Source organism: Parapedobacter sp. GCM10030251, from assembly GCF_042666505.1.
Lineage (GTDB): Bacteria > Bacteroidota > Bacteroidia > Sphingobacteriales > Sphingobacteriaceae > Parapedobacter.
This window is the reverse complement of the sequence record NZ_JBHTDN010000010.1, coordinates 23,955-45,656: the sequence shown is the minus strand read 5'-3', so window position 1 is coordinate 45,656 and position 21,702 is coordinate 23,955. Positions and strand designations below refer to the sequence as shown.

Here is a 21,702-nt window from a genome sequence, read left to right as displayed (position 1 = left end):
GAGGTTTAATCCTATGAGTTTCCAGGTGTTTGGCCTGCAAAGGTAAGCAATTCTGATCAAACGACAAAGGCGATTTCCTTGATGTCGAAGTCGACTATGTGACCGTTAAAGTCGACCTGTAACCGCCCCGTTTCGGTTACCCCGCTCAACACGCCTTGTACGCGTACGCCATCCACCAGAAACGGATGCGATTCGCCGAGGCGATACAGGTGTTGCGTGTAGAATGCGAACTGGGATTTGTAGGCTGCCTTTTTTAGCCCCTCATATTCCTGCTCAATAAGGACGCAAAGATCAGTCAACAATTCAGTAAGATCGAAATCCTTTTGTAAAATTTGTTTGACGGAAGTTGTGTGTGGATCAATAGCGGGATCAAAGGCGGTTTGGTTTACGTTGATACCGATGCCAATAATGGCCGATTTCCAGACTTTTCCCTTAAGGATATTTTCAATCAGAATGCCCCCGATTTTCTGGTTGCCCACATACATATCATTGGGCCATTTTATCCTTACGGGGGTCTGAAGCAAGGTTTCCAGCCATTGAACCAAGGCAATGCTGATGGCCACCGTGAGGCGGAATTGATCTTTGGGATCCGAGAAAGAAGGCATGAGCAGTAGGCTGACTGTTAGATTTTTGCCCGGTTCGCTTTGCCACACGGTTCCCTTTTGTCCCCTGCCAGCATATTGGTCAACTGCCATTATTACAGTGCCTTCAGGAAGTGGCGTGGATTTTGACAGTTCTTCCTTGAGGAATTCATTGGTAGAAGATACCCGCTGTAACGTAATAACATTTCGACAGTCAAATAATCCCGAAAATGTGTTACTTTGCAATACAAATAAAGTTAAAGGGGTAATATTGCCCAAAGCTATAATTATTTTTAATGATAAAAAACAAAAAATCAGCCATGTCAGCCCGCTTATCGGAGGTCATTATCCACGGTATGCAGGAGAAGAAAGGGAATGAGATTGTGCGGCTTGATTTGAGAAACATCCGTAGCTCGGTTTCGGATTATTTTGTAATTTGCCACGCAGATTCTGCCACACAGGTCAATGCGCTGGCCAGAAGCGTCGAAGAGGAAGTATTCAAAGCCTTACACCAGGAGCCTTGGCGAAAAGAGGGACTTGAGCATGGCGAATGGATTTTGCTTGACTTCGTAGACGTGGTTGTACACATTTTCAAAACAGACAAACGCAAATTTTATGGCATCGAGGAACTTTGGGGCGATGCCGAATTAGAGTATTATCAGAGTGCGTAATAAAAGTGAGACTAAACAAAAGAGAAGAACAGGTATGCCTAACGGACCCGATAAAATAAAAAGAATACCCAGCAAAAAGGTGACGCCAAAACCGCCACGATTCAACATCATGTGGTTGTGGGTGGCGATGATTTTCGGCTTTTTTGCCCTGCAATATATGTTCAGCGACGACAAAGCGGAACAGATCACCTATCAGGAGTTTGAAGAAAAAATGCTGAAACCCGGCGATGTGGATCGCTTGGTCGCCTATAAGCGCAATGATCTGTATTTTGTCGAAGTTTTTATAAAAAAAGAGCGGCTATCCGATCCGAAATATAAAAATGTACAGCCCAGTTCGAATGGGCTGATGCTTACGCCGTCGACCGGCCCCCAATATTTCTTTACGGATGGCTCTTACGATGCCTTGGAACGTAAGCTAAGTGAAGCACAACAAGGCCTCGATCCGAATGAGCAGGTTTCGCTGCGATTGGAAGATCGTACCAATGCATGGACCGGTTGGATTTTCTCCATCATGTTGCCATTGGTGCTGATTATCGTTTTCTGGATTTTTATCATGCGGCGCATGGGGGGCGGCGGTGCCGGTCCCGGCGGGCAGATTTTCAACATCGGAAAATCCAAGGCAACCCTATTCGATAAAGAATCGCAAGTGGCCATCACCTTCAGTGATGTTGCCGGCCTTGAAGAAGCAAAGCAGGAAGTGATGGAAATCGTGGATTTCCTGAAAAACCCAAAGAAGTACACCAACTTGGGCGGTAAGATACCCAAAGGGGCATTACTGGTCGGATCTCCCGGAACCGGGAAAACCCTGCTGGCCAAAGCGGTCGCAGGCGAAGCACAAGTGCCTTTTTTCTCGCTGTCGGGATCCGATTTCGTGGAGATGTTCGTGGGGGTAGGGGCTTCGCGTGTGCGGGACCTTTTCCGCCAAGCGAAAGATAAAGCGCCCTGTATCATCTTTATCGATGAAATCGATGCGATCGGTCGCGCGCGAGGGAAAAACAGCGTCATGGGCGGGAACGACGAACGCGAGAACACGCTCAATCAGTTACTGGTCGAAATGGATGGCTTCGGCACGGACTCCGGCATTATCATCATGGCCGCAACCAACCGGCCCGATGTACTCGATTCGGCACTCCTTCGTCCGGGACGGTTCGACCGCCAGATTTCCATTGATAAACCCGATTTGGTGGGACGTGAGCAGATTTTTAAAGTGCACCTCAAGCCGTTGAAATTGGCGGCAGAGGTCGATGCTAAGAAGCTGTCGGCACAAACGCCAGGTTTCGCCGGCGCCGAGATTGCGAACGTGTGTAACGAAGCTGCCCTGATTGCGGCAAGACGTAACAAGACTTCCATTGATATGCAGGACTTCCAGGATGCAATCGATCGGGTAATCGGTGGGCTGGAAAAGAAAAATAAAATCATATCGCCCGAAGAAAAACGTATCGTTGCTTTCCACGAAGCGGGGCATGCAATCGCTGGCTGGTTCCTCGAACACGCAGATCCGCTGGTGAAGGTATCCATCGTACCCCGCGGGGTGGCCGCACTGGGATATGCGCAATACCTGCCCAAAGAGCAATTTTTATACACGACTGAGCAGTTGATCGACGGAATGTGCATGACCATGGGCGGACGTGTGGCGGAAGATATCACCTTCGGAAAGATTTCAACGGGCGCCCAAAATGACTTGGAACGCATCACGAAACTGGCCTATGCGATGGTGGCTGTATACGGTATGAACCAGAAAGTGGGGAATATCTCCTTCAACGACAGCCAGGAAAACCAATTCCAGCGTCCGTATTCGGAGAAAACAGCCGAGTTGATCGATGAGGAAGTCCGCAGGTTAATCGCCGACATTTACGAAAAAACCAAGAAGTTGCTGCTTGACAAGCAGGATGGCCTTGTTGCTCTGGCCGAGAAGCTGCTCGAAAAAGAAATCCTTTTCCAGGCGGATCTGGAAGACATTCTGGGCAAGCGGCCGTTTGATCATCGTACCACCTACGACGAGTTCGTGAACGGTGAAACCGAAGGCGATCAGCGTAAGGCGGCAGAGGGTTTGGTACACGATGGCGTAGGAGATAACTCGGGCACTTTTGACAATAAACCGTCGGAAGAGGATACGCAGTAGAACCCTGCCGGATGCAAAAAAACATAAAGAATACCACTTCGAAGGAGCAGATGCTGAAGAAAATACGGCATGCACTGCTCCAGAAGCGGGAGCACCCATACCCGAATTTCGAAGAAACGGCTCTGCATGTCCAGGAAACTCATCCGCTGGATATTCTCTTCGCTGAGCGGCTGACAGCCGTAGCCGGGAAATTTGTGTACTGCGAGGACGAGGTAAGTCTCATCGAAAACCTCTTGTCACTTGCTGAGACGGAAAAGCTTAGGAAGATGTACGCTTGGGAGCCGCCGGTACAACAGCTCCTGGACCGGTATGAATTTCCGTTTTTTCGCACGGAGAAGGACTTTGCAGAGGCCGAAGCAGGGATTACCACCTGTGAAGCATTGATCGCACGTTCAGGCAGTGTGCTGGTGAGTAACGGCAATGCCGGCGGCAGGCGATTGGGCATCTACCCCAATATCCATGTGGTAATTGCCTACACGTCGCAGCTGGTCATGGACATCAAAGATGGATTGTCGCTCATGCAGCAGAAGTACGGCGCCGCGTTGCCCTCGTTAATCAGCGTCATCACGGGGCCCAGCCGCACAGCCGATATCGAGAAAACCTTAGTGCTGGGGGCACACGGCCCAAAAGAACTTTATGTGTTCATGATCGATTAAATTTTTTGTTTTTTTTGAGCAGTAGCTCATGCAGGTTTTATCAGGGCACCTCTGATGAAAGAGGAAGCATGAATGCTTTTAAAATAATACAGCAAAAAACTAAAGTTATTAGTATTTTTGCTGTATGGACACCATACAGAATTCCGATTATTTCAAGGGACGGGGCGCTCAGGTCAATACGCATAACAAGTTTGCCGCCCAACGGTATGTAGCCGAGCATATCGAAGGGCTTGATGAAGAATACCTGGAAAATTCGGATACGCAGCTCATTGAAGAACATCCCAAGAAGGTTATCAGCAAGAATGACAGTCCGGACTTACCCATGGGGTATTCGCTCAATCCATACCAGGGGTGTGAGCATGGCTGTATTTATTGCTATGCCCGCAATGCACACGAATATTGGGGGTATAGTGCAGGGCTCGATTTTGAGCGGAAGATCATCGTTAAGCGGAACGCAGCCGAGGTATTGGAGCGGCAATTCAATGCCAAAGGTTACCAGCCGCAAGTCATCATGCTATCGGGGAATACCGACTGTTACCAACCCATTGAAAGGAAGCTTAAAATCACACGTTCAGTTTTGGAGGTGATGCTGGCATACCGGCATCCGGTATCCATCATCAGCAAAAATGGTCTGATCCTACGTGACCTTGACATCCTTACCGAGATGGCGAAAATGGACCTCGTACAAGTCGCTATATCGCTGAACTCACTGAATGAAGAACTTCGCCAGAAAATGGAGCCGCGGACCATAACTGCCAAGGGAAGGTTGAAAGTAATACAAACGCTCAGTGAAAGGAACATACCCACCATGGTGATGTGTGCCCCCATCGTGCCGGGCCTTAACAGCGACGAGATGCCGGAGGTCATTAAGGCGGCTGCCCAATGCGGTGCAAGGGGAGCAGGATATACGATTGTCCGTTTAAATGGTGCTATCGGGGAGCTATTTACCGATTGGGTGCATAAAGCCTATCCCGATAGGGCCGAGAAAGTGCTGCACAGCATTGAAGCCTGCCACGGCGGAAAACTGAATGACAGTCGCTGGGGCGTCAGGATGCGCGGAGAAGGTGAGTTGGCCGCCAGCATCCGGCAACTGTTCAAGGTCGCCGTCAGACGATACATGCCACCGGTTCCGATGCCCGATTTGCGGCTGGACCTCTTTGCCCCGCAGCGCGGCCGTCAGCTGAATTTGTTTTCCGCTGGCTAAGTTGTCTCTCAAACGCAGCGGAGAGACCGATCACGTTGCTTTTTTTTACGAGATTGTCGTTTGTATAAAAAAGCAACGTCATCTAAGTTTGACGGCGGATATTTTTTCTTACTTTCGGCGCAAGATTATGGAAATAAGAGAATATTTGATCAATACGCCGGTGGCGAGCCTTATTTTTGCTTTCACCATCGTCACCAGCATTTATACATTTTCGAATCCCCACCTTTTCGAGAAATTCATGTTGCATCCTTACCGGGTCAGCCGGGGGCAACGGTTGTATACACTGATCACCAGCGGACTGATACACAGAGATTGGATGCACCTGTTATTCAATATGTTCACCTTCTATTTTTTTGGTTTCGCGTTGGAATCCATCTTCGCAAGCCTGAGTGCATGGGGACACCTGCAGTTTGCGCTACTCTATGTGCTGGGCTTGATATTGAGCGACGTCCGTACGGTATTCAAGGAGCGCAATAATCCCCATTATTATAGTCTGGGTGCGTCGGGAGCGATCAGTGCCGTTTTGTTCAGCTTTATCCTTTTCCAACCGATGACCATGCTGGGCATTTTCTTAATCATTCCCATGCCGGCCTGGCTGTTCGCCATTCTTTATCTGGGATATTGTGTGTGGGCGTCGAAAAATGCCCGGGACAGCATCAACCACGACGCGCATTTTTATGGAGCGGTCTTCGGAATCGTGCTAACCCTCTTGGTACATCCGTGGGTCATCCAGCATTTCATCAGTCAGTTTACATAGATGCTTAGTGTGTCCGAAACACTATTTTAAGGTGCTCAAAAAAAGGTTGTTGCGTTTATTTCGGCCGACCACATTGCGATTGTTCCGATTAATATTTACTTTAGCCAACTTTATAAACTTATCTCAACAAAAGGCAAATGAAAACCTTGGCACCATCGGATTATATCGTTTTCCTCTGTTACTTCATTATTATTTCAGGCTATGGCCTTTGGATTTACTATCGAAAGAAAACCAAGGAATTAAATACCAAGGATTATTTTCTGGCTGAAGGCTCATTAACATGGTGGGCCATCGGTGCATCGCTCATCGCGTCCAATATTTCGGCGGAACAGTTTATCGGAATGAGCGGGGACGGATTCAAGTTGGGTCTGGCCATCGCAGCCTATGAGTGGCTGGCAGCGGCCACACTGATTATTGTAGCGGTATTCTTTATTCCGGTGTATCTGAAAAATAAGATTTATACGATGCCCCAGTTCCTGAACCAGCGTTACAACGGAACGGTGAGTACCATCATGGCCGTATTCTGGCTCCTGCTTTATGTCGTGGTCAACCTTACCTCCATCCTCTACCTGGGCGCATTGGCAGTTTCGGCCATCTCGAGCATCAATTTCACGGTGTGTATGTACGGGATTGCGATCTTCGCCATTTTCATCGCATTGGGCGGCATGAAGGTGATCGGGTATACCGATGTCATCCAGGTGTTGGTACTGATTCTCGGGGGCTTGGCCACCACCTACCTGGCGCTGAATATGGTAGCGGATCATTACGGATCGTCAGGTGTACTTAACGGATTGGGTTTATTGCACGAAAAGGCCCCCTCGCATTTCGATATGATTTTTGATAAAACGCAAGAACATTACATCAGTTTGCCCGGGCTGTCCATCCTCATTGGGGGGATGTGGATTGTCAACCTTAACTACTGGGGTTGCAATCAGTACATCACGCAACGGGCGCTTGGGGCCGATCTCAAAACCGCCCGGAATGGGATCCTTTTTGCGTCGTTCTTGAAAATGCTCATGCCGGTTATCGTGGTACTGCCCGGTATCGCCGCGTATGTGTTATATCAGGAAGGGTTCTTTCAAACCGAAATGCTGGAGGGCGATACCGTTCGTCCCGATAAGGCCTATCCCGTGCTGCTTAACTTGCTTCCCGCAGGGCTAAAAGGATTGGCTTTTGCAGCGTTGACGGCGGCGGTGGTTGCTTCCCTGGCGGGGAAATCCAACAGCATCGCAACCATTTTTTCGCTGGATATCTACAAGAAAATATTCAATAAGGAAGCTACCGAGCGTCAACTGGTTAACATCGGTAAGGTGACGATCGTGGTTACCATGATCATGGCCGTGGTCATTGCACCGCATCTCGGTATCGAAAAGGGCGGCTTCCAGTATATACAGGAGTATACAGGGTTTGTATCGCCCGGTATCTTTGCCATGTTCATCCTGGGATTCTTCTGGAAGAAATCGACCTCCAATGCGGCATTGTTTGCAACGGTTGGCGGTTTTGCCCTGTCGGTAATCCTGAAGTTTTTGCCGGAATGGACCGACCTGTCCGGTTTATATTCCATCGGATTTGCGGTACCTAATGCAGCAGGCATTTACGAAATTCCCTTCATCGACCGTATGGGGATTGTGTTCCTTTTCTGTATTTTAGGGATGTTTATCATCAGTATCATCGAGAACAAGCGCGGCGTGGTACCCAAGGGTCTGGAAGTAGACCGCAGTATGTTTAAAGTACATCCCGGTTTCCTGGCTGGTACGATTATCATCGTTGGGCTGCTTGTCGCCGTCTATACGATCTTCTGGTAGGAGGTAAAAAATGCGGTTTGATATCATCACAGTGCTTCCGGGCCTGTTGGAAAGTCCGTTTGCGCATTCGATCTTGCAACGTGCCCAAAAAAAGGGAATCTGCGAGATCGTCGTGCACAATCTGCGCGACTATGCCAACAACAAGCACAAAAGCGTAGACGATTATCCCTACGGTGGCGGGAGCGGCATGGTGATGCAGATCGAACCGTTTGCGGCTTGTATCGAACAACTCCAGGCAACAAGGGAGTACGACGAAATCATTTTCATGACTCCCGACGGGGAGACACTCAATCAAACCATCGCCAATCACCTTTCAACCAAACAAAACCTCATCGTTCTTTGCGGGCATTACAAGGGAATAGATCAACGCATCCGGGATCTCTTTGTCACAAGGGAACTTTCCATTGGCGATTACGTGCTCTCGGGCGGCGAGTTGCCCGCCGCCGTATTGGTGGATGCGGTGGTCCGGCTGGTTCCGGGGGTGCTGTCTGATGAGACTTCGGCCTTATCCGACTCGTTTCAGGGCGGTTTGCTGGATGCGCCGGTATATACCCGGCCGGCCGACTGGCGGGGGCATAAGGTGCCCGATGTGTTGCTAAGCGGCAACGAGGCAGCCATCCACGCCTGGCGGGATGAACAGGCCATCGCCCGTACCAAGGAGCGGCGGCCCGACCTTCTTGAAGATTAATTAGGCATTGCGCTTAGTTACATTTTTTAACATCTGCGAATACGCAACCTTTTGTATGTTTGAAGATGCCCAGATGCATAGTCACGCTTTTGCTGTTTGTCTTTTCGCTGTCGGCCCATGCCCAGTCGTACCAGCTGACCGGCCAGGTTGTCGACCAGCGTGGTCAAGCCGTCCCGTTCGCAAGTATCTATAAACGGGAAAGCGGTGTGGGCACCGCCGCCAATAGCGAGGGTAGGTTCAAGCTAAGGCTGCCGGCCGGAAACCACGAATTGCTCGTCAGGGCCGTCGGTTACCGGCAAAGCGTCCAGGATGTCGCTCTGAATCGGGACATTGAGGTTTCCATTACGCTGGAGACTGAGGCGTATTTGCTCGATGAAGTGGTCATCGGCACTGGCGAGGATCCCGCATATGCGATCATCCGGCAAGCGATCCGGCGGCGTAAGCAATACCTGACCGAAGCGGCCCCGTATACCGCTCGCGTATACATCAAGGGCATGCAGCGATTGCTGCGGGCGCCCAAAAAGTTTCTGGGCATCGATCTCGACGAAATCGGCAGGGAAATCGGGTTGGATTCCAACCGTACCGGCATTGTTTACCTTTCGGAATCCGAATCGCGGATTACGGTGCGTCCACCCGACGATTTTCGTGAAGAGATGATCAGCTCGAAATTTTCGGGCAATAACCGGGCATTTAGCTTCAACCGGGCAGCCGACCTGAAACTTAATTTTTACGAAAACCACCAGCCTATCGTTGACGGGCTCAGTGCCCGTCCCTTCGTATCGCCGATAGCCGACAACGCGCTGAGCTATTACCGGTACCGTCTCTTGGGTACGACCGAAGAAGGGGGCTTTACCATCCATAAGATCGAGGTGATACCCCGCCGGAAGGCCGAACCGCTCTACCAAGGCGATTTGTATATCATCGAAGGGCTATGGCGCATCTACGGCCTAAACCTGGAGCTTACCAAGGAAATGGGCATCAACATCCTGGATACGCTGCGTATCCGTCAGGAATACATTCCGCTGGAAAGTGGGCAGTGGCAGCCGTCGAGCCTTCGCTTCGACTTTGTGGGCGGACTGTTCAACTTCCGGATAGGCGGTTACTTCGCGGCTGTGTACAGCGACTACGCCTTAAATCCCCGGTTGGAGAAGAAAACATTCAACGAAGTATTGCGGATTGAGGAGGGGGTCAACCGTCGGGACTCGGCCTATTGGGCCGAACACCGCCCGCTGCCGCTTACCGAAGCAGAACGGATGGACTATATCCACAAAGATAGCCTCCAACGGCGTCGGGAGTCCAGGGCGTACCTGGATTCGGCGGATCGCAGATCTAACCGCTTCAGACCTCAGGGTTTTCTGTTGGGCGGGTATACGTACCGGAACCGGGCACAGCGTTGGCGCTTTTCGGTGGATGGCCTGGCAACCTCCGTATTGTTCAACAGTGTAGAAGGTTTGGCAATCAATTATGGCGCACGATACGTAAAACGCGTGGACACCCTGCTCGACCGGGATCTGACGGTTTACGGCAACGCGCGCTATGGCTTTGCCAACCACCGGTTCAACGGATACCTCGGTGCCACCTTTCCGGTCGGGAAGAGCATGCTCCACGTGTCCGGCGGGAGTAACATCCAGGACCTGAACAACCGCGGGTCGCTGCTGCCGCTTTTCAATACGATAAGCACCACCTTCTTCGGACGAAACTACCTAAAACTCTACGAACGTACGTTTGCGACGGCCAACTGGCAATATACCTTGCCTGCGAATGTGAAATTGACTGCGTCGGCGGAATGGGAAAACCGCCTGTGGTTGCCCAATGGCACAAACTATACCTTTTGGGAGCGAAATAAGCAGTACCTTACGTCGAACAACCCCTTTACGCCGCAAAACGATACCCCTCTGTTTGAAGAAAACCAGGCGTTCAAACTAAGTGTAGGCTTTTTGTATGATTTCGGTACCGTCTATGAAACCTATCCCCATCGGCGTGAGTACCTTCCTTCCAAGTGGCCTACGCTATCGCTTCACTATACAAAGGCCATTCCGGGTATCTTTGGAGGCGATGCGGACTACGATGTGTTGATAGCGAGGTTGCACAAAACCGGGATTGGACTGGGGCTGTTTGGCCGCCTTTCGTTCGACATCCAGGGCGGCACATTTCTACGTAACAAGCCCTTATATTTCATTGATTACCGGCATTTTCGGGGAGCCAAGACGTTGGTGGGCGACCAACACCTGAGCACCTTCCTGCTGTTGGACTACTACCTGCACAGCACCGCCGGAAACTTCGTGGAAGGGCATGCCGAATATAACCTATCCACCCTGCTTACCAGCAAGGTGCCGCTGCTTCGCAAACTCAAGTTACACGAAATCCTTGGGGTTCATTACCTGCGTACGTCTGAAATGACCCATTACGCGGAAGCCAACGCGGGGCTGGAATGGCAGCGGCTGCGTGTGATGTACACGCACGCTTTTAGCAGCAATCCGGAATTAAACGGCAAGGGTGCTATCCGGATCGGCCTGCGACTGTTTTGACCGACCTGGCCGACCTAACCAACCTGACCGACCACGTTTGTGGGGCGTTGCTGTTAGATGCTGTTAATCCAAAGATGCCGTTATAAGCCTCAGGAACTCGCTGCGTGTGCGTTCGTGGGCAAATTCCCCGGTAAATGCCGACGTGGTCGTTACGGAATTTTGCTTCTGTATGCCGCGCATGCACATGCATAGATGTTTGCATTCAATCACCACAGCTACGCCGGCGGGATTCAACGTACTCTGTATGCAATCACGGATTTCATTGGTAAGCCGCTCCTGCACCTGCAGCCGGCGGGCGAATACGTCCACCACCCGCGGAATTTTGCTGAGGCCCACGATACGGCCGTTCGGAATATACGCTACGTGAGCTTTGCCGAAAAATGGCAGCATGTGGTGCTCACACATCGAGTACACCTCGATGTCTTTGACCACAACCATCTGGCTGTATTCCTCTTCGAACATCGCGCCGCGCAGTATTTCCGCCGCATTCAGGTCATAGCCATGGGTAAGGTACTGCAAGGCCTTCGCCACCCGTTCGGGAGTTTTCAGGAGCCCATGGCGGGAGGGGTCTTCTCCTAACAGCTCAAGGATCTCTGTATAGTGACTGGCGATGCGGGCTACTTTTTCCGGATTGTAGCGATCTATTTTGACGTATCCGTCAAGTTCTTCCTCGTTAAGTGGAAAGTTCGTTTCCATAATGTGTCCATTAGTGATCGGCGTTATCAGTCGCCGAAATATTCTACCGAATTGTTTTCGGTTTCGACCAACCGTACCGAATGCAATGTCGCACCATGCGCTTCGACATGAGGTTTCAGTTGATGGAAAATCTCGATGGCCAGTACTTCTGTAGAAGCCATTTTCCCTTGCATGAAATCAACATCCAGATTGACATTCCGGTGATCAAGCTTGTCGATCACATACGTATTGATGATGTTTTTCAATTCTTTCAGATCGATGACAAACCCCGTTTCCGGATTGACTTCGCCTTTTACGGTGACAAAAAGTTCGTAATTATGGCCATGCCAATTCGGATTGGAACATTTGCCGAAAACCGCCTCGTTTTGCGCGGACGTCCAGCCCTCGCGGTATAGTTTATGCGCCGCGTTAAATCGTTCGCGCCGTGTAAGATATATCATAGTGCGCAAAGATACGTTAATTTGATGATTTGCTAAATCACCGATTCGCAAATTTGCGTTTACTCCGCCCACACGCCCCGTTTTTTCACCCAGACCCCACACCATTGCCGGACAAGAAAAAAAAGCTGTAGTTATGTACGAAAGGAACCTAGTGACGCGGACCGAAGGGAGCGTTACAGTTCCGTCGTACATAACTACAGCATATTCTTTACCTTTGTCTCCGTGAACACCACCAACAGGTATTTCCTAGAAATCGCTTTCGACGGCCGTGCTTACCACGGGTGGCAGGTCCAACCCAATGCGCGGACGGTCCAGCAGGAGGTTGACCGCGTCCTGGGTATCCTGCTACGTCAAGGTATCAGTACAATAGGCTGCGGACGTACGGACACCGGCGTCCATGCCACGCAATTGTATGCCCATTTTGACACCGATAAGGCGCTGGTTCCGGAAGAGGTTCCCAAGTTTCTGTATCAGCTCAACGCGTTGCTCCCTACGGATATTGCGGCTAAAAGGCTTCTTGCTGTAGCGCCGCAGGCCCATGCCCGGTTTGATGCGACCAAGCGCTCCTACGAATACCATCTGCACTTCCATAAAGACCCGTTTTTACAAGGGCGTTCGTGGTTGCTGCGCGATATCCCCGATGTGGTGGCCATGAATGCGGCGGCAGAGATACTATTGCAATACGAAGACTTTGCCTGCTTCAGCAAGTCCCATACACAGGTGCATACCCATAACTGTCACATTACGCGCGCCGAGTGGCGTTGGGCGGATGGCAATCAACAAAATCAACTCGTGTTTTATATCTCCGCCAATCGGTTTCTCCGTAACATGGTCCGAGCCATTGTCGGAACCTTGCTGGAAATCGGCCGAAGCGAGCATGCACCCGAATACATGCATACGGTCATTCAAAGCAAGAACCGCTCAGTAGCGGGCGTTTCCGTGCCAGCGGAAGGATTGTACCTGACGGAAGTAACCTATCCGTATCTTTGATCCACGATTTCGGTTCGATTTGCCCGGCAAATATCGTACTTTTGCAGCTACCCATGAGCGAACCCCAAATATCCGGCAAGACGTATGACGCGCACCTGCTCCGCAGGATGATGCGGTATGTAAAGCCTTATCGCCGAATATTTGTCGTATCCGTCGTGCTAACGATCGTCATGGCGGGGGTCGCGCCCGCGCTGCCGATGGTCATTGAGTATACCTTGGACCGGTTCATCCTTCAAAATGACACCGACGGACTGCAACTGATGCTGATGGTCATGCTGGGTTTGCTTGTTGCCCAGACGGTCGTCCGTTATTTCCACACGTTGATGACCAGTACGCTCGGACAATCCGTGATCCGTGATTTGCGCATCGACGTGTTCAATCACATTACCGGCTTGCGCCTGAAGTATTTCGACCGCACGCCAATTGGTCGGTTGATTACCCGTACGATTTCCGATCTGGAAACCATCGCAAACATTTTTTCGGAGGGACTCATCCAGATTATCGGAGACATTCTCCAGTTGGTGGTCATTCTCGGCGTTATGTTTTATACCGATTGGAAACTCACGCTGATCGTGCTCATCCCGATGCCCTTGATGATCGGTGCTACCTACGTATTCAAGGAGGCGATGAAATCAGCCTTTCAGGATGTGCGGAAATGGGTTTCCAATCTCAATACCTTTCTGCAGGAACATATCTCCGGAATCAGCGTCATTCAATACTTCGCCCGCGAGGACCAGGAAATGCGCAAGTTCAAGGCCGCCAATGCCGAACATAGAAACGCCCACATCCGGGCCAACTGGTATTTCTCCATTTTCTTTCCGGTTATCGAAGTCATTATGGCCATTGCCCTGGGGCTGCTGGTATGGTATGGTTCAAAGCAAGTGCTGGCCGGAACACTGTCGCCGGGCGTCATTGTCGCTTTTATCATGTACATCAACATGATCTTCCGCCCCATCCGCGAGCTGGTGGACAAATTTAATACCTTACAAATGGGGATGGTAAGTGCCGAGCGGATATTTGCGGTGTTGGATACCCATGAACAAACCCCCAATACCGGCACGGAAACCCCCGGTGTTGTCCAGGGCGACATTGTATTTGATAAGGTATGGTTCGCTTACGACGAAGACAACTGGGTGCTGAAAGATATTAATTTTCATGTAAGACCCGGTGAGACCTTGGCCCTGGTAGGAGCTACCGGCGCGGGCAAGTCGTCTACCATCAATATCCTGAGCCGCTTTTACGAAGTGAATAAGGGAGCTATTCTGCTGGACGGCGTGGACATACGCAAGTATGAGCTCAACTACCTGCGTCGTACCATTGCGACGGTATTGCAGGATGTTTTTTTGTTTTCCGACTCCGTAGCCAATAACATCAGCCTGAACGATCCCACGATTACGCGCGAGCAGATTGTCGAAGCAGCGAAGCAGGTAGGTGCCCATGAATTTATCATGCGGTTGCCGGGTGGGTATGATTATAAGGTCCAGGAACGGGGTGCCACCCTTTCCTCTGGACAAGCGCAATTGATTTCTTTCATCCGGGCACTGGTGCACGACCCCAAAATACTCGTACTGGACGAAGCGACCTCCTCGGTAGATACCGAAACGGAGGGACTTATCCAGCACGCCATCGATACGCTGATGAAAGGGCGAACCTCGATCGTGATTGCTCATCGGTTGTCCACGATCCAGAAGGCCGATAAAATCATCGTGCTGGATAAAGGGGAAATGAAGGAAATGGGATCTCATCAGGAGCTGCTGCGCATAGACGGCTACTACCGGCGGCTATACGAACTGCAATTCCATTCAGCAGGAATCTAACAAGACCACTACGGGGCCGGGAGTCCGATACATTCTTTGGTCCCTTCGCGGATACTGCGCCAGATCATTTTGAAGAACGAAAAATCACTTGGCCGTTCGATGTATATATTCCCCGTATGCCGTACGCCATTCGCATCCGGATTGCTGTCATTCAGCAGAAACCGGTTTGCCAGAAACGAAAATACCCGTTTCTCCGCCATTCCCCCATCGTTACCTTCCTTGAGAAAAATCACCTTCAGCTTTTCGTAATCCAGTTGCAATGTCCCACCCGTACCGCGGTCGTCCGCCTTCATGTCAAAACGCATTCCCTTGATATCCACACGTTCAATTTCCAGGTTCAGCTGCGGCGTGATCATCCGGTTAAAGACGGTCCCATCCATCCCACCCAGTTTCGCCGAATACGTATGCGCGCCCAAGCTATCCAAGAGGTCAAAACGGAAGTCGACCGTTAAATCCCCGGTACCCATGACGCGAGAACGTGCATGCAGCCGCATGTAACGGTCGCGCGCCAATGCCGCGGAGTCGTTGCTCACGTTCCGGAAAACGCCGTCGGTCTGGTCAAAGGTCACGGTACCCGCTTTGCCGGTTTTATCGCTGACCTCGGTAAAACGGACGTCCACACCCCGGATCGATACCGAGTCGATAGCCAAACGTTGTTCCAGCTTAAGCAGCTGCTGATGCGGAGACTTGCCGATTTTATTTTCGGGTGGATTCGGCTGTGTTTTATCCTTATAAATGGCAATATGCCCGCTGTCAATGTGTAGCGATGCGGCCGCGAGCAATTGCCTATTTACCCAGCTCGCCTTTTCAATTCCGGCCAACTGCATGCGTGAAATCTCGATATCCGGAATGTCTTCCGCCCGTCGCACCCTGCGATAAAATTCGGCTTTGCTCACGGTTATTCCGTAGCGAAGACTATCGACCGTTAATTCCCGCGCATCCGTTTGGAAATGCAGCGGTCCGGTTTGCAACAAATAAAGGCTGTCCGGCCGCAGATAGACCAGTCCACGTGCCTGCAACTCGATCGATTCTGCACCGTATAGGCGGGTGGTATCGCGCAATGAAGCCGAATCAATGCGGAGATCGCGGAGGGTTGTCTGGATGCCCTGCACCTGCAAGCGAGCCGCATTGCCCTGCTCTTCCACTTGCAGTTGTCCTTCCCGGAGGCGGATGCGGTTCACACGTATGTGGGATACCACTTCGGTCAGCTTCGCTAACGGCGATGCGGCAGCGGTATCCACCGCCATAGTATCGCTTTGCGGATGGCGCAGCAACGTTACCGATGGCGTGTCAAGGGCAATCGTGCCGATATACAATTTTTTGAATAGGAGCCACCGGAGCACCCCGAAACCGCTAATCCGGAGTCGGCCCACGCGCGCCTGGTAGGTCGTCCCCGCCGCGGGTCGCCGGGATTTAGCGGTTGTATCCGGGACAAGCCGTAGGCCGGTCGCTGTGGCGCTTCCCCGGAATAACGATAGGTTCAATTCTTCGTACGTTAAGCGGTAGCGGCCATCCGTTCCATCGTGGATGCGCTCTTTTAGCTGGGCTTCCAGCCGAGGTTTCAACCGGTAGTTCACGTACCAGTTAGCCAAAAAAAGGATGACGAGTAGGCTTACGGCCACACCGATCGCCCATTTCCAAACGGGTCTCATTAAGGGAGAAACGCCGGATCGGCTCAAAATGTTTGGAAACGCGCCTTGCGGTTAGAGTTCCAGCTCCAACCGTTTTTCTTTGTTGATGATGTCGGCTATGCTGGTATCGTTGAGGATTTGAAGCATGGCATTGCGCACATCGACAAACGTATCCCGGATCCCGCAGATCTCTTCCGATTTGCATTCGTCACAGCCCCGGTAGAAGTTCAGGCTTACGCAAGGCAGCAACGCAATGGGGCCGTCTATGAGGCGCATCACCTGCGATAGGCGGATGTCTTCCGGCGCCTTGTTGAGGCTATAGCCCCCGCCAGCGCCCTTTTTGCTATACAAAATTCCGGCGTTGCGCATTTCCAGCAGGATCTGTTCGAGGAATTTCTTGGGGATACGTTCCTCCTCAGCAATGCGTAGAATCTGCATCGGTTCCTTGCCGTAATTCCGGCCCAAAACGATCAGCGCTTTGATGGCGTATTTGGTCTTTTTGGATAACATCCCTCGTTATGGTGATTTGTACGAAAAACAAAGATACGGATTTTCTACGAATTGCGCCTTTGTTCTCTCGTCAGACACTAGATCGTTATTCGAACAAATCGTGTTTGTGTAATCCACGAATTGTTTGTTCTCGCGCCCGCAAATAGAAAGCAAGGTGCAGTAACAGGAAAATTCCCCAGCAAAGGGCTGTGACGTGGATGACAGAAGCTTTCTCATATTCGGAATTAAATCCGCCGACAAACCAAAATTCAGATACCACCCAGAAATTCGGCGTCTTTCTTGAAATACCATCCCGCGAAAAAAACTATTTCGGCTCCAAATAATTGCGCTTGGCTCCTTCGCTAAAAAAGAGTACTTTTGTTGCTCGTTAGGAAGGCATGCTCGATTCACTGATTACCTCTAAAACCCGCTTACGTTTGCTGGTGAAATTTTTCATCAACGCGGGCAACCGTGGCCATATGCGTGGTCTGGCGGAGGAATTCAACGAATCCACCAATTCCATCCGTAAGGAACTTAACAATCTATCAGAAGCCGGATATCTGGAGAAAGAAGCTCAGCAGAACCGCGTTTCCTACCGTGCCAATGTGAAACATCCGTTGTTTGGCTCGTTGCAAGATATTGTGCGCAAATATTTGGGATTGGATCGCATTGTTGAAACTGTACTGAGTCGTATGGGTGAGGTGGAGCAGGTGGTTGTTACAGGCGATTATGCGGAGGGGCGGGACAGCGGCACCGTAGAAGTAACCATCGTAGGCCCCGCGCTCAATGCCGAATATCTGGAACAGCTGGCGCCCAAAATAGAAGGTGTAATTGGTCGGAAAGTGGTGTTTACGCTGAGTGAAACGAATATTCAAGAAGGACTCACATTATATGAGCGCTGATATACACGGATAAATTCTAGAAACTCTGTTAACTTGGCGCAGTTTTCGCTGGGCTTCCAGCCAAAAAGCTAAATTATATGTACTTTTGCCTCGTTTGAACGTTACATGAGAAAAAAAGGGAATAATTCGATGAAGCGATATCTTTTGTTGTTGACAGGCTTTTTCTGGTTGGTTACGGCCTATGCACAAATGCCGGATGTCTCCAAAATCCAGGTAGAGCAATTGTCTGATGATCAAGTGATCAAGCTGATTGCCGAAGCCGACAGGCGGGGTATGACGGATGATCAACTTTTGCAAACGCTCGGCCAACGTGGCATGTCTGCTGCGGAACAGCAAAAGCTGCGCAGCCGGATGGCCACCATACGTCAGCAGGGGACTACCAAAGGTAATTCAAAGATTGATTCCAGTACTTCTCGGATGCAGACTGGCCGGCAATTGACGAGCAGTGATACTTCTTTTTTTTCCGATACGCTGCAGACCAACCTGCCAGACACCAGCCGTGCCAGCCGTGTTTTTGGGGCCAGGCTCTTCCGCAATACGGATATCCGGTTTGAACCCAATCTCAATATTCCTACACCAAAAAATTACGTAATCGGTACGGGCGACGAATTGTTATTGGACCTCACGGGCGACAATGAAGTCAGCTATCGCCTGCCGGTGTCACCAGAAGGCACCGTCAATGTCAACTACATTGGTTTGATTTCGGTTGCAGGCCTGACCATTGAAGAGGCTGCTGGCAAAATGAAGCAGCAAATGCAGTCCACGTATCCCCAATTACGTTCCGGTGGCACACGGCTATCGCTCACGTTGGGTAATATTCGTAGCATCAAGGTCACACTTACGGGCTACGTTACCCGACCCGGCACCTACACATTGCCGTCGCTGGCCAACGTGTTCCATGCACTGTACGCTTCGGGCGGACCCTCCGAGAAAGGTACGTATCGTAATATCCAGCTTATCCGCAATAATCAGGTCATCCAGACGATTGATGCCTACGATTTCCTTACCAAAGGTGTTCAGCCCGGTAACGTCCGGTTAGAGGACGGCGACGTTATCCATATCCCTGTATTTGAACGCCAAGTTGAGGTTGAAGGATTGGTCAATAACCCGGGTATCTTTGAGCCGTTGGCCAGTGAAACCTTAGCAGACGTACTGCGATTTGCCGGCGATTTTGCGCCGGAAGCGTATAAGGCGAAGGTCAAGGTACTGCAGATTACCGACCGTGAGCGCAGCGTAGCCGACATCTACGCGGAAGATTACGGCACCTATGTTCCGAAGAATGGTGACCAGTATATTATCGAAGAAGTACTTGATCGGTACGCCAACCGGGTGGAAATCGAAGGTGCAGTATTCCGTCCAGGGAAGTATGCGCTCACCGAGGGGCTTACGCTCAGGCAGCTCATTCAACGGGCCGACGGGCTTAAGGAAGATGCCTTTATGGCCCGTGCTTACATCAATCGACTGAAGCCGGATAACACGCAAGAGTTGATTACCGTCAATTTAAACGAATTGATGGGAGGTAATGAGCAAGCCAATCACGTACTTCAGCGCGAGGATCGTGTAATGATCTCCTCGATTTTCGATTTACGCGAAGAGTACATCGTATCCATCAGCGGGCAGGTCCGTCGTCCCGGTCAGTTTCCTTATGTCGAGCAAATGACATTGGGTAACCTGATTCAGATGAGTGGTGGGCTCGCCGAGGCAGCCAACATTGAAAAGGTAGACGTGGCACGGCGGATACGGCGGAACACCAATGAACGAGATTCGGTGCTTTCCGAATTGGTCCATGTCCGTTTCGACAACCGCGAGGAAGCGTTGCGATCGGATTTTGTACTACAACCTTTTGACATAGTAAGTGTGCATACCAGTACGGGATATCAGGTACAGCGTCAGGTACGTATTGAGGGGGAAGTGCAATTTCCTGGGGAATATACACTGTTGAAGAAAGATGAAACCATCTCCGACCTGATCCGTCGTGCGGGTGGTGTCACGGAATTTGCTTATCTACCAGGAGCGTCGTTGCAACGTAAAGCCTCGGATGCTATGGTAGCTCGAGGACATAGTGCATTGATAAATCAAGACCGTCTTGAGTTGGCGGAGCTTGAGAAAGAGCAGGCCGAGATTCGCGAGTTAGCACTCGAGAACACACGGAGGGGCGATGCGGATACGAGTCTTTTTTTTAGCAACTATGTGGGTATCAAGTTGGATAAAATTTTGGATGGCAATACGAAATATGACATCCCCTTGGAAAACGAAGACGTTATCATCGTGCCACGGCAGCTACGCACGGTAATGGTCCGGGGACAGGTGCTCAATCCCAACCGAATTGTCTATCAAGAAGGGAAATCGTTAAAGTATTACATCCGTCAGGCTGGCGGCTTCACGGCGAAAGCCCATAAGAAAAAAACCTTCGTGCAGCATGCTAATGGATCGGTTGAAGGTAGCAGTAGTATGGGATATCCCGATGTACTTCCAGGCAGTGAGATTATTGTTCCTACTAAGCCAGAACGGGAGAAGCTTGGCGTACAGGCTTGGGTGAGTATGGGGAGTGTGGTTACGTCCATGGCTGCTGTGATTGTAACTTTATTGAGGTAAGGGTTATGAGAAATCAACCGGTACATCCCATGAAAGAGGATGAAATCTCAGTAAAAGAATTAATCTTAGGTTTTCAGGGCTGGGTTCGCTATCTACTATCTAAATGGCGGATTATTTTCATCGCTGGTATATTAGGTGGATTATTTGGGTTGGGATACGCATTCTGGAAAAAGCCGGCGTATACAGCCATAACAACATTCGTACTCGAAGGCGGTGATAGCAAAACCAACCTTTCGCAATATGCGGGCATGGCTGCTATGGTCGGTATCGATTTGGGGGGAGGAAATGGTCTCTTTCAAGGTGATAATATTTTAGAATTGTATAAATCGCGTACCATGCTTGCGCAAACCCTCCTCTCGAATGTGCACTCCGATTCAAGTGAACTGCTCATTGAGCGATATATTGATTATAATAAGCTAAAGTCAGGTTGGGAGGATGATCCGGAGCTGATTTCACTTGATTTTAGGCAGGATTCATCCGAGTTGACTTCGCAACAACTTCGAGTACGGGATAGTATTATTACGGCGTTCGCAAAGGTGATCAATGAGAACATTCTGAAGGTAAATAAACTTAATGATAAGCTTTCCATTATTCAGGTAAGTGTCACCTCGCCCGATGAGGTATTTTCCAAGGCGTTTAATGAGAACTTGGTTCGTCGTGTCAACGACTTTTACGTCCAAACGAAAACCAAGAAGTCTGCAGCAAATATTTCCATATTACAGGCAAAGGTTGATTCCGTTCGCGCGGTAATGGCGGGAGCGATCTATTCAGCAGCGAAAGCGTCAGATGCTACGCCCAATCTCAACCCTACGCGGCAGGTAAAACGCATTGCTCCCGCTCAAGAGGCTCAGTTTTCGGCTGAAGCCAACAAAGAGATGCTTGGCCAGCTCTTGCAAAACCTTGAACTTACTAAAATGAGTTTATTGCGGGAACAACCGCTCATCCAGTTGGTTGATCAGCCGGTGTATCCACTTAAAGTAGATCGTGTCGGTAAGGCTATGGGAATGGTAATAGGTGGAATGATATTCGGTTTATTAGCGATAATAATGCTAGTATTATCGAAATATTACCAAGATGTCATGAAAGAGGAATGAGAATGGCAATCTGATTGTAAATTTATTCCATGTCCG

At 50.3% G+C, this 21,702-nt stretch carries 18 protein-coding genes; 13 read left to right on the top strand and 5 right to left on the bottom strand.

Features of this window, described 5'->3' with window-relative positions; all coding sequences use genetic code 11:
• Positions 1-56 precede the first annotated feature (56 nt).
• A complete protein-coding gene (locus ACFQRK_RS20255) occupies positions 57-827 on the bottom strand; it encodes a biotin--[acetyl-CoA-carboxylase] ligase (protein ID WP_379009937.1) in 771 nt (256 codons plus the stop codon).
• A gap of 50 nt (positions 828-877) precedes the next feature.
• On the opposite strand from ACFQRK_RS20255, the gene rsfS reads away from it, so the two are divergent.
• The 8 genes from rsfS to ACFQRK_RS20215 all read left to right on the top strand — a co-directional run bounded on the left by rsfS (position 878) and on the right by ACFQRK_RS20215 (position 11,012).
• Positions 878-1,252, top strand: coding sequence for a ribosome silencing factor (gene rsfS, locus ACFQRK_RS20250; RefSeq protein ID WP_379009936.1), 375 nt, complete (start codon positions 878-880; stop codon positions 1,250-1,252).
• A 34-nt stretch (positions 1,253-1,286) separates the two neighbouring features.
• Entirely contained in the window at positions 1,287-3,374 is a 2,088-nt protein-coding gene (ftsH, locus tag ACFQRK_RS20245; RefSeq protein ID WP_379009935.1) for an ATP-dependent zinc metalloprotease FtsH, read from the top strand.
• Positions 3,375-3,385: 11 nt separating this feature from the next.
• Positions 3,386-4,030 (top strand): lactate utilization protein C, encoded by a 645-nt coding sequence (locus tag ACFQRK_RS20240; RefSeq protein ID WP_379009933.1) that lies wholly within the window; start codon positions 3,386-3,388, stop codon positions 4,028-4,030.
• A 124-nt stretch (positions 4,031-4,154) separates the two neighbouring features.
• Positions 4,155-5,234 (top strand): PA0069 family radical SAM protein, encoded by a 1,080-nt coding sequence (locus tag ACFQRK_RS20235; RefSeq protein ID WP_379009932.1) that lies wholly within the window; start codon positions 4,155-4,157, stop codon positions 5,232-5,234.
• Positions 5,235-5,361: 127 nt separating this feature from the next.
• Positions 5,362-5,991 carry a rhomboid family intramembrane serine protease gene (locus tag ACFQRK_RS20230; protein WP_379009931.1) on the top strand — a complete coding sequence of 210 codons (630 nt, stop codon included), beginning with the start codon at positions 5,362-5,364 and terminating at the stop codon, positions 5,989-5,991.
• A gap of 137 nt (positions 5,992-6,128) precedes the next feature.
• On the top strand, positions 6,129-7,796 hold the full coding sequence (locus tag ACFQRK_RS20225) for a sodium/sugar symporter (protein ID WP_379009929.1): 1,668 nt from the start codon (positions 6,129-6,131) through the stop codon (positions 7,794-7,796).
• A 10-nt stretch (positions 7,797-7,806) separates the two neighbouring features.
• Positions 7,807-8,484 carry a tRNA (guanosine(37)-N1)-methyltransferase TrmD gene (gene trmD / locus ACFQRK_RS20220; protein ID WP_379009928.1) on the top strand — a complete coding sequence of 226 codons (678 nt, stop codon included), beginning with the start codon at positions 7,807-7,809 and terminating at the stop codon, positions 8,482-8,484.
• A 65-nt stretch (positions 8,485-8,549) separates the two neighbouring features.
• Entirely contained in the window at positions 8,550-11,012 is a 2,463-nt protein-coding gene (locus ACFQRK_RS20215; RefSeq protein WP_379009927.1) for a DUF5686 and carboxypeptidase regulatory-like domain-containing protein, read from the top strand.
• Positions 11,013-11,075: 63 nt separating this feature from the next.
• On the opposite strand, the gene folE is transcribed toward ACFQRK_RS20215, so the two are convergent.
• Both folE and ACFQRK_RS20205 read right to left on the bottom strand, forming a co-directional pair.
• On the bottom strand, positions 11,076-11,708 hold the full coding sequence (gene folE, locus ACFQRK_RS20210) for a GTP cyclohydrolase I FolE (protein WP_379009925.1): 633 nt from the start codon (positions 11,706-11,708) through the stop codon (positions 11,076-11,078).
• A gap of 26 nt (positions 11,709-11,734) precedes the next feature.
• Positions 11,735-12,148, bottom strand: coding sequence for a 6-pyruvoyl tetrahydropterin synthase family protein (locus ACFQRK_RS20205; protein ID WP_379009924.1), 414 nt, complete (start codon positions 12,146-12,148; stop codon positions 11,735-11,737).
• Between the two features lie 222 nt (positions 12,149-12,370).
• Here ACFQRK_RS20205 and truA point away from each other — a divergent pair, with 222 nt between their 5' ends.
• Both truA and ACFQRK_RS20195 read left to right on the top strand, forming a co-directional pair.
• Entirely contained in the window at positions 12,371-13,138 is a 768-nt protein-coding gene (gene truA / locus ACFQRK_RS20200) for a tRNA pseudouridine(38-40) synthase TruA (protein WP_379009922.1), read from the top strand.
• 53 nt (positions 13,139-13,191) lie between these two features.
• Positions 13,192-14,955 carry an ABC transporter ATP-binding protein gene (locus ACFQRK_RS20195; RefSeq protein ID WP_379009921.1) on the top strand — a complete coding sequence of 588 codons (1,764 nt, stop codon included), beginning with the start codon at positions 13,192-13,194 and terminating at the stop codon, positions 14,953-14,955.
• Between the two features lie 8 nt (positions 14,956-14,963).
• On the opposite strand, the gene ACFQRK_RS20190 is transcribed toward ACFQRK_RS20195, so the two are convergent.
• Positions 14,964-16,607, bottom strand: a complete 1,644-nt coding sequence (locus ACFQRK_RS20190) for a hypothetical protein (protein ID WP_379009920.1) — start codon at positions 16,605-16,607, stop codon at positions 14,964-14,966.
• 51 nt (positions 16,608-16,658) lie between these two features.
• Positions 16,659-17,096 (bottom strand): RrF2 family transcriptional regulator, encoded by a 438-nt coding sequence (locus tag ACFQRK_RS20185; protein WP_379009919.1) that lies wholly within the window; start codon positions 17,094-17,096, stop codon positions 16,659-16,661.
• Between the two features lie 422 nt (positions 17,097-17,518).
• On the opposite strand from ACFQRK_RS20185, the gene ACFQRK_RS20180 reads away from it, so the two are divergent.
• The 3 genes from ACFQRK_RS20180 (at position 17,519) to ACFQRK_RS20170 (ending at position 21,666) form a co-directional block, all read left to right on the top strand.
• Positions 17,519-17,977 carry an ArsR family transcriptional regulator gene (locus ACFQRK_RS20180; RefSeq protein ID WP_379009918.1) on the top strand — a complete coding sequence of 153 codons (459 nt, stop codon included), beginning with the start codon at positions 17,519-17,521 and terminating at the stop codon, positions 17,975-17,977.
• Between the two features lie 129 nt (positions 17,978-18,106).
• The gene (locus tag ACFQRK_RS20175) at positions 18,107-20,572 is read left to right on the top strand and encodes an SLBB domain-containing protein (protein WP_379009916.1); all 2,466 of its coding nucleotides are present in this window, start codon (positions 18,107-18,109) and stop codon (positions 20,570-20,572) included.
• A gap of 29 nt (positions 20,573-20,601) precedes the next feature.
• Positions 20,602-21,666, top strand: coding sequence for a lipopolysaccharide biosynthesis protein (locus ACFQRK_RS20170; protein ID WP_379009914.1), 1,065 nt, complete (start codon positions 20,602-20,604; stop codon positions 21,664-21,666).
• Positions 21,667-21,702 lie beyond the last annotated feature (36 nt).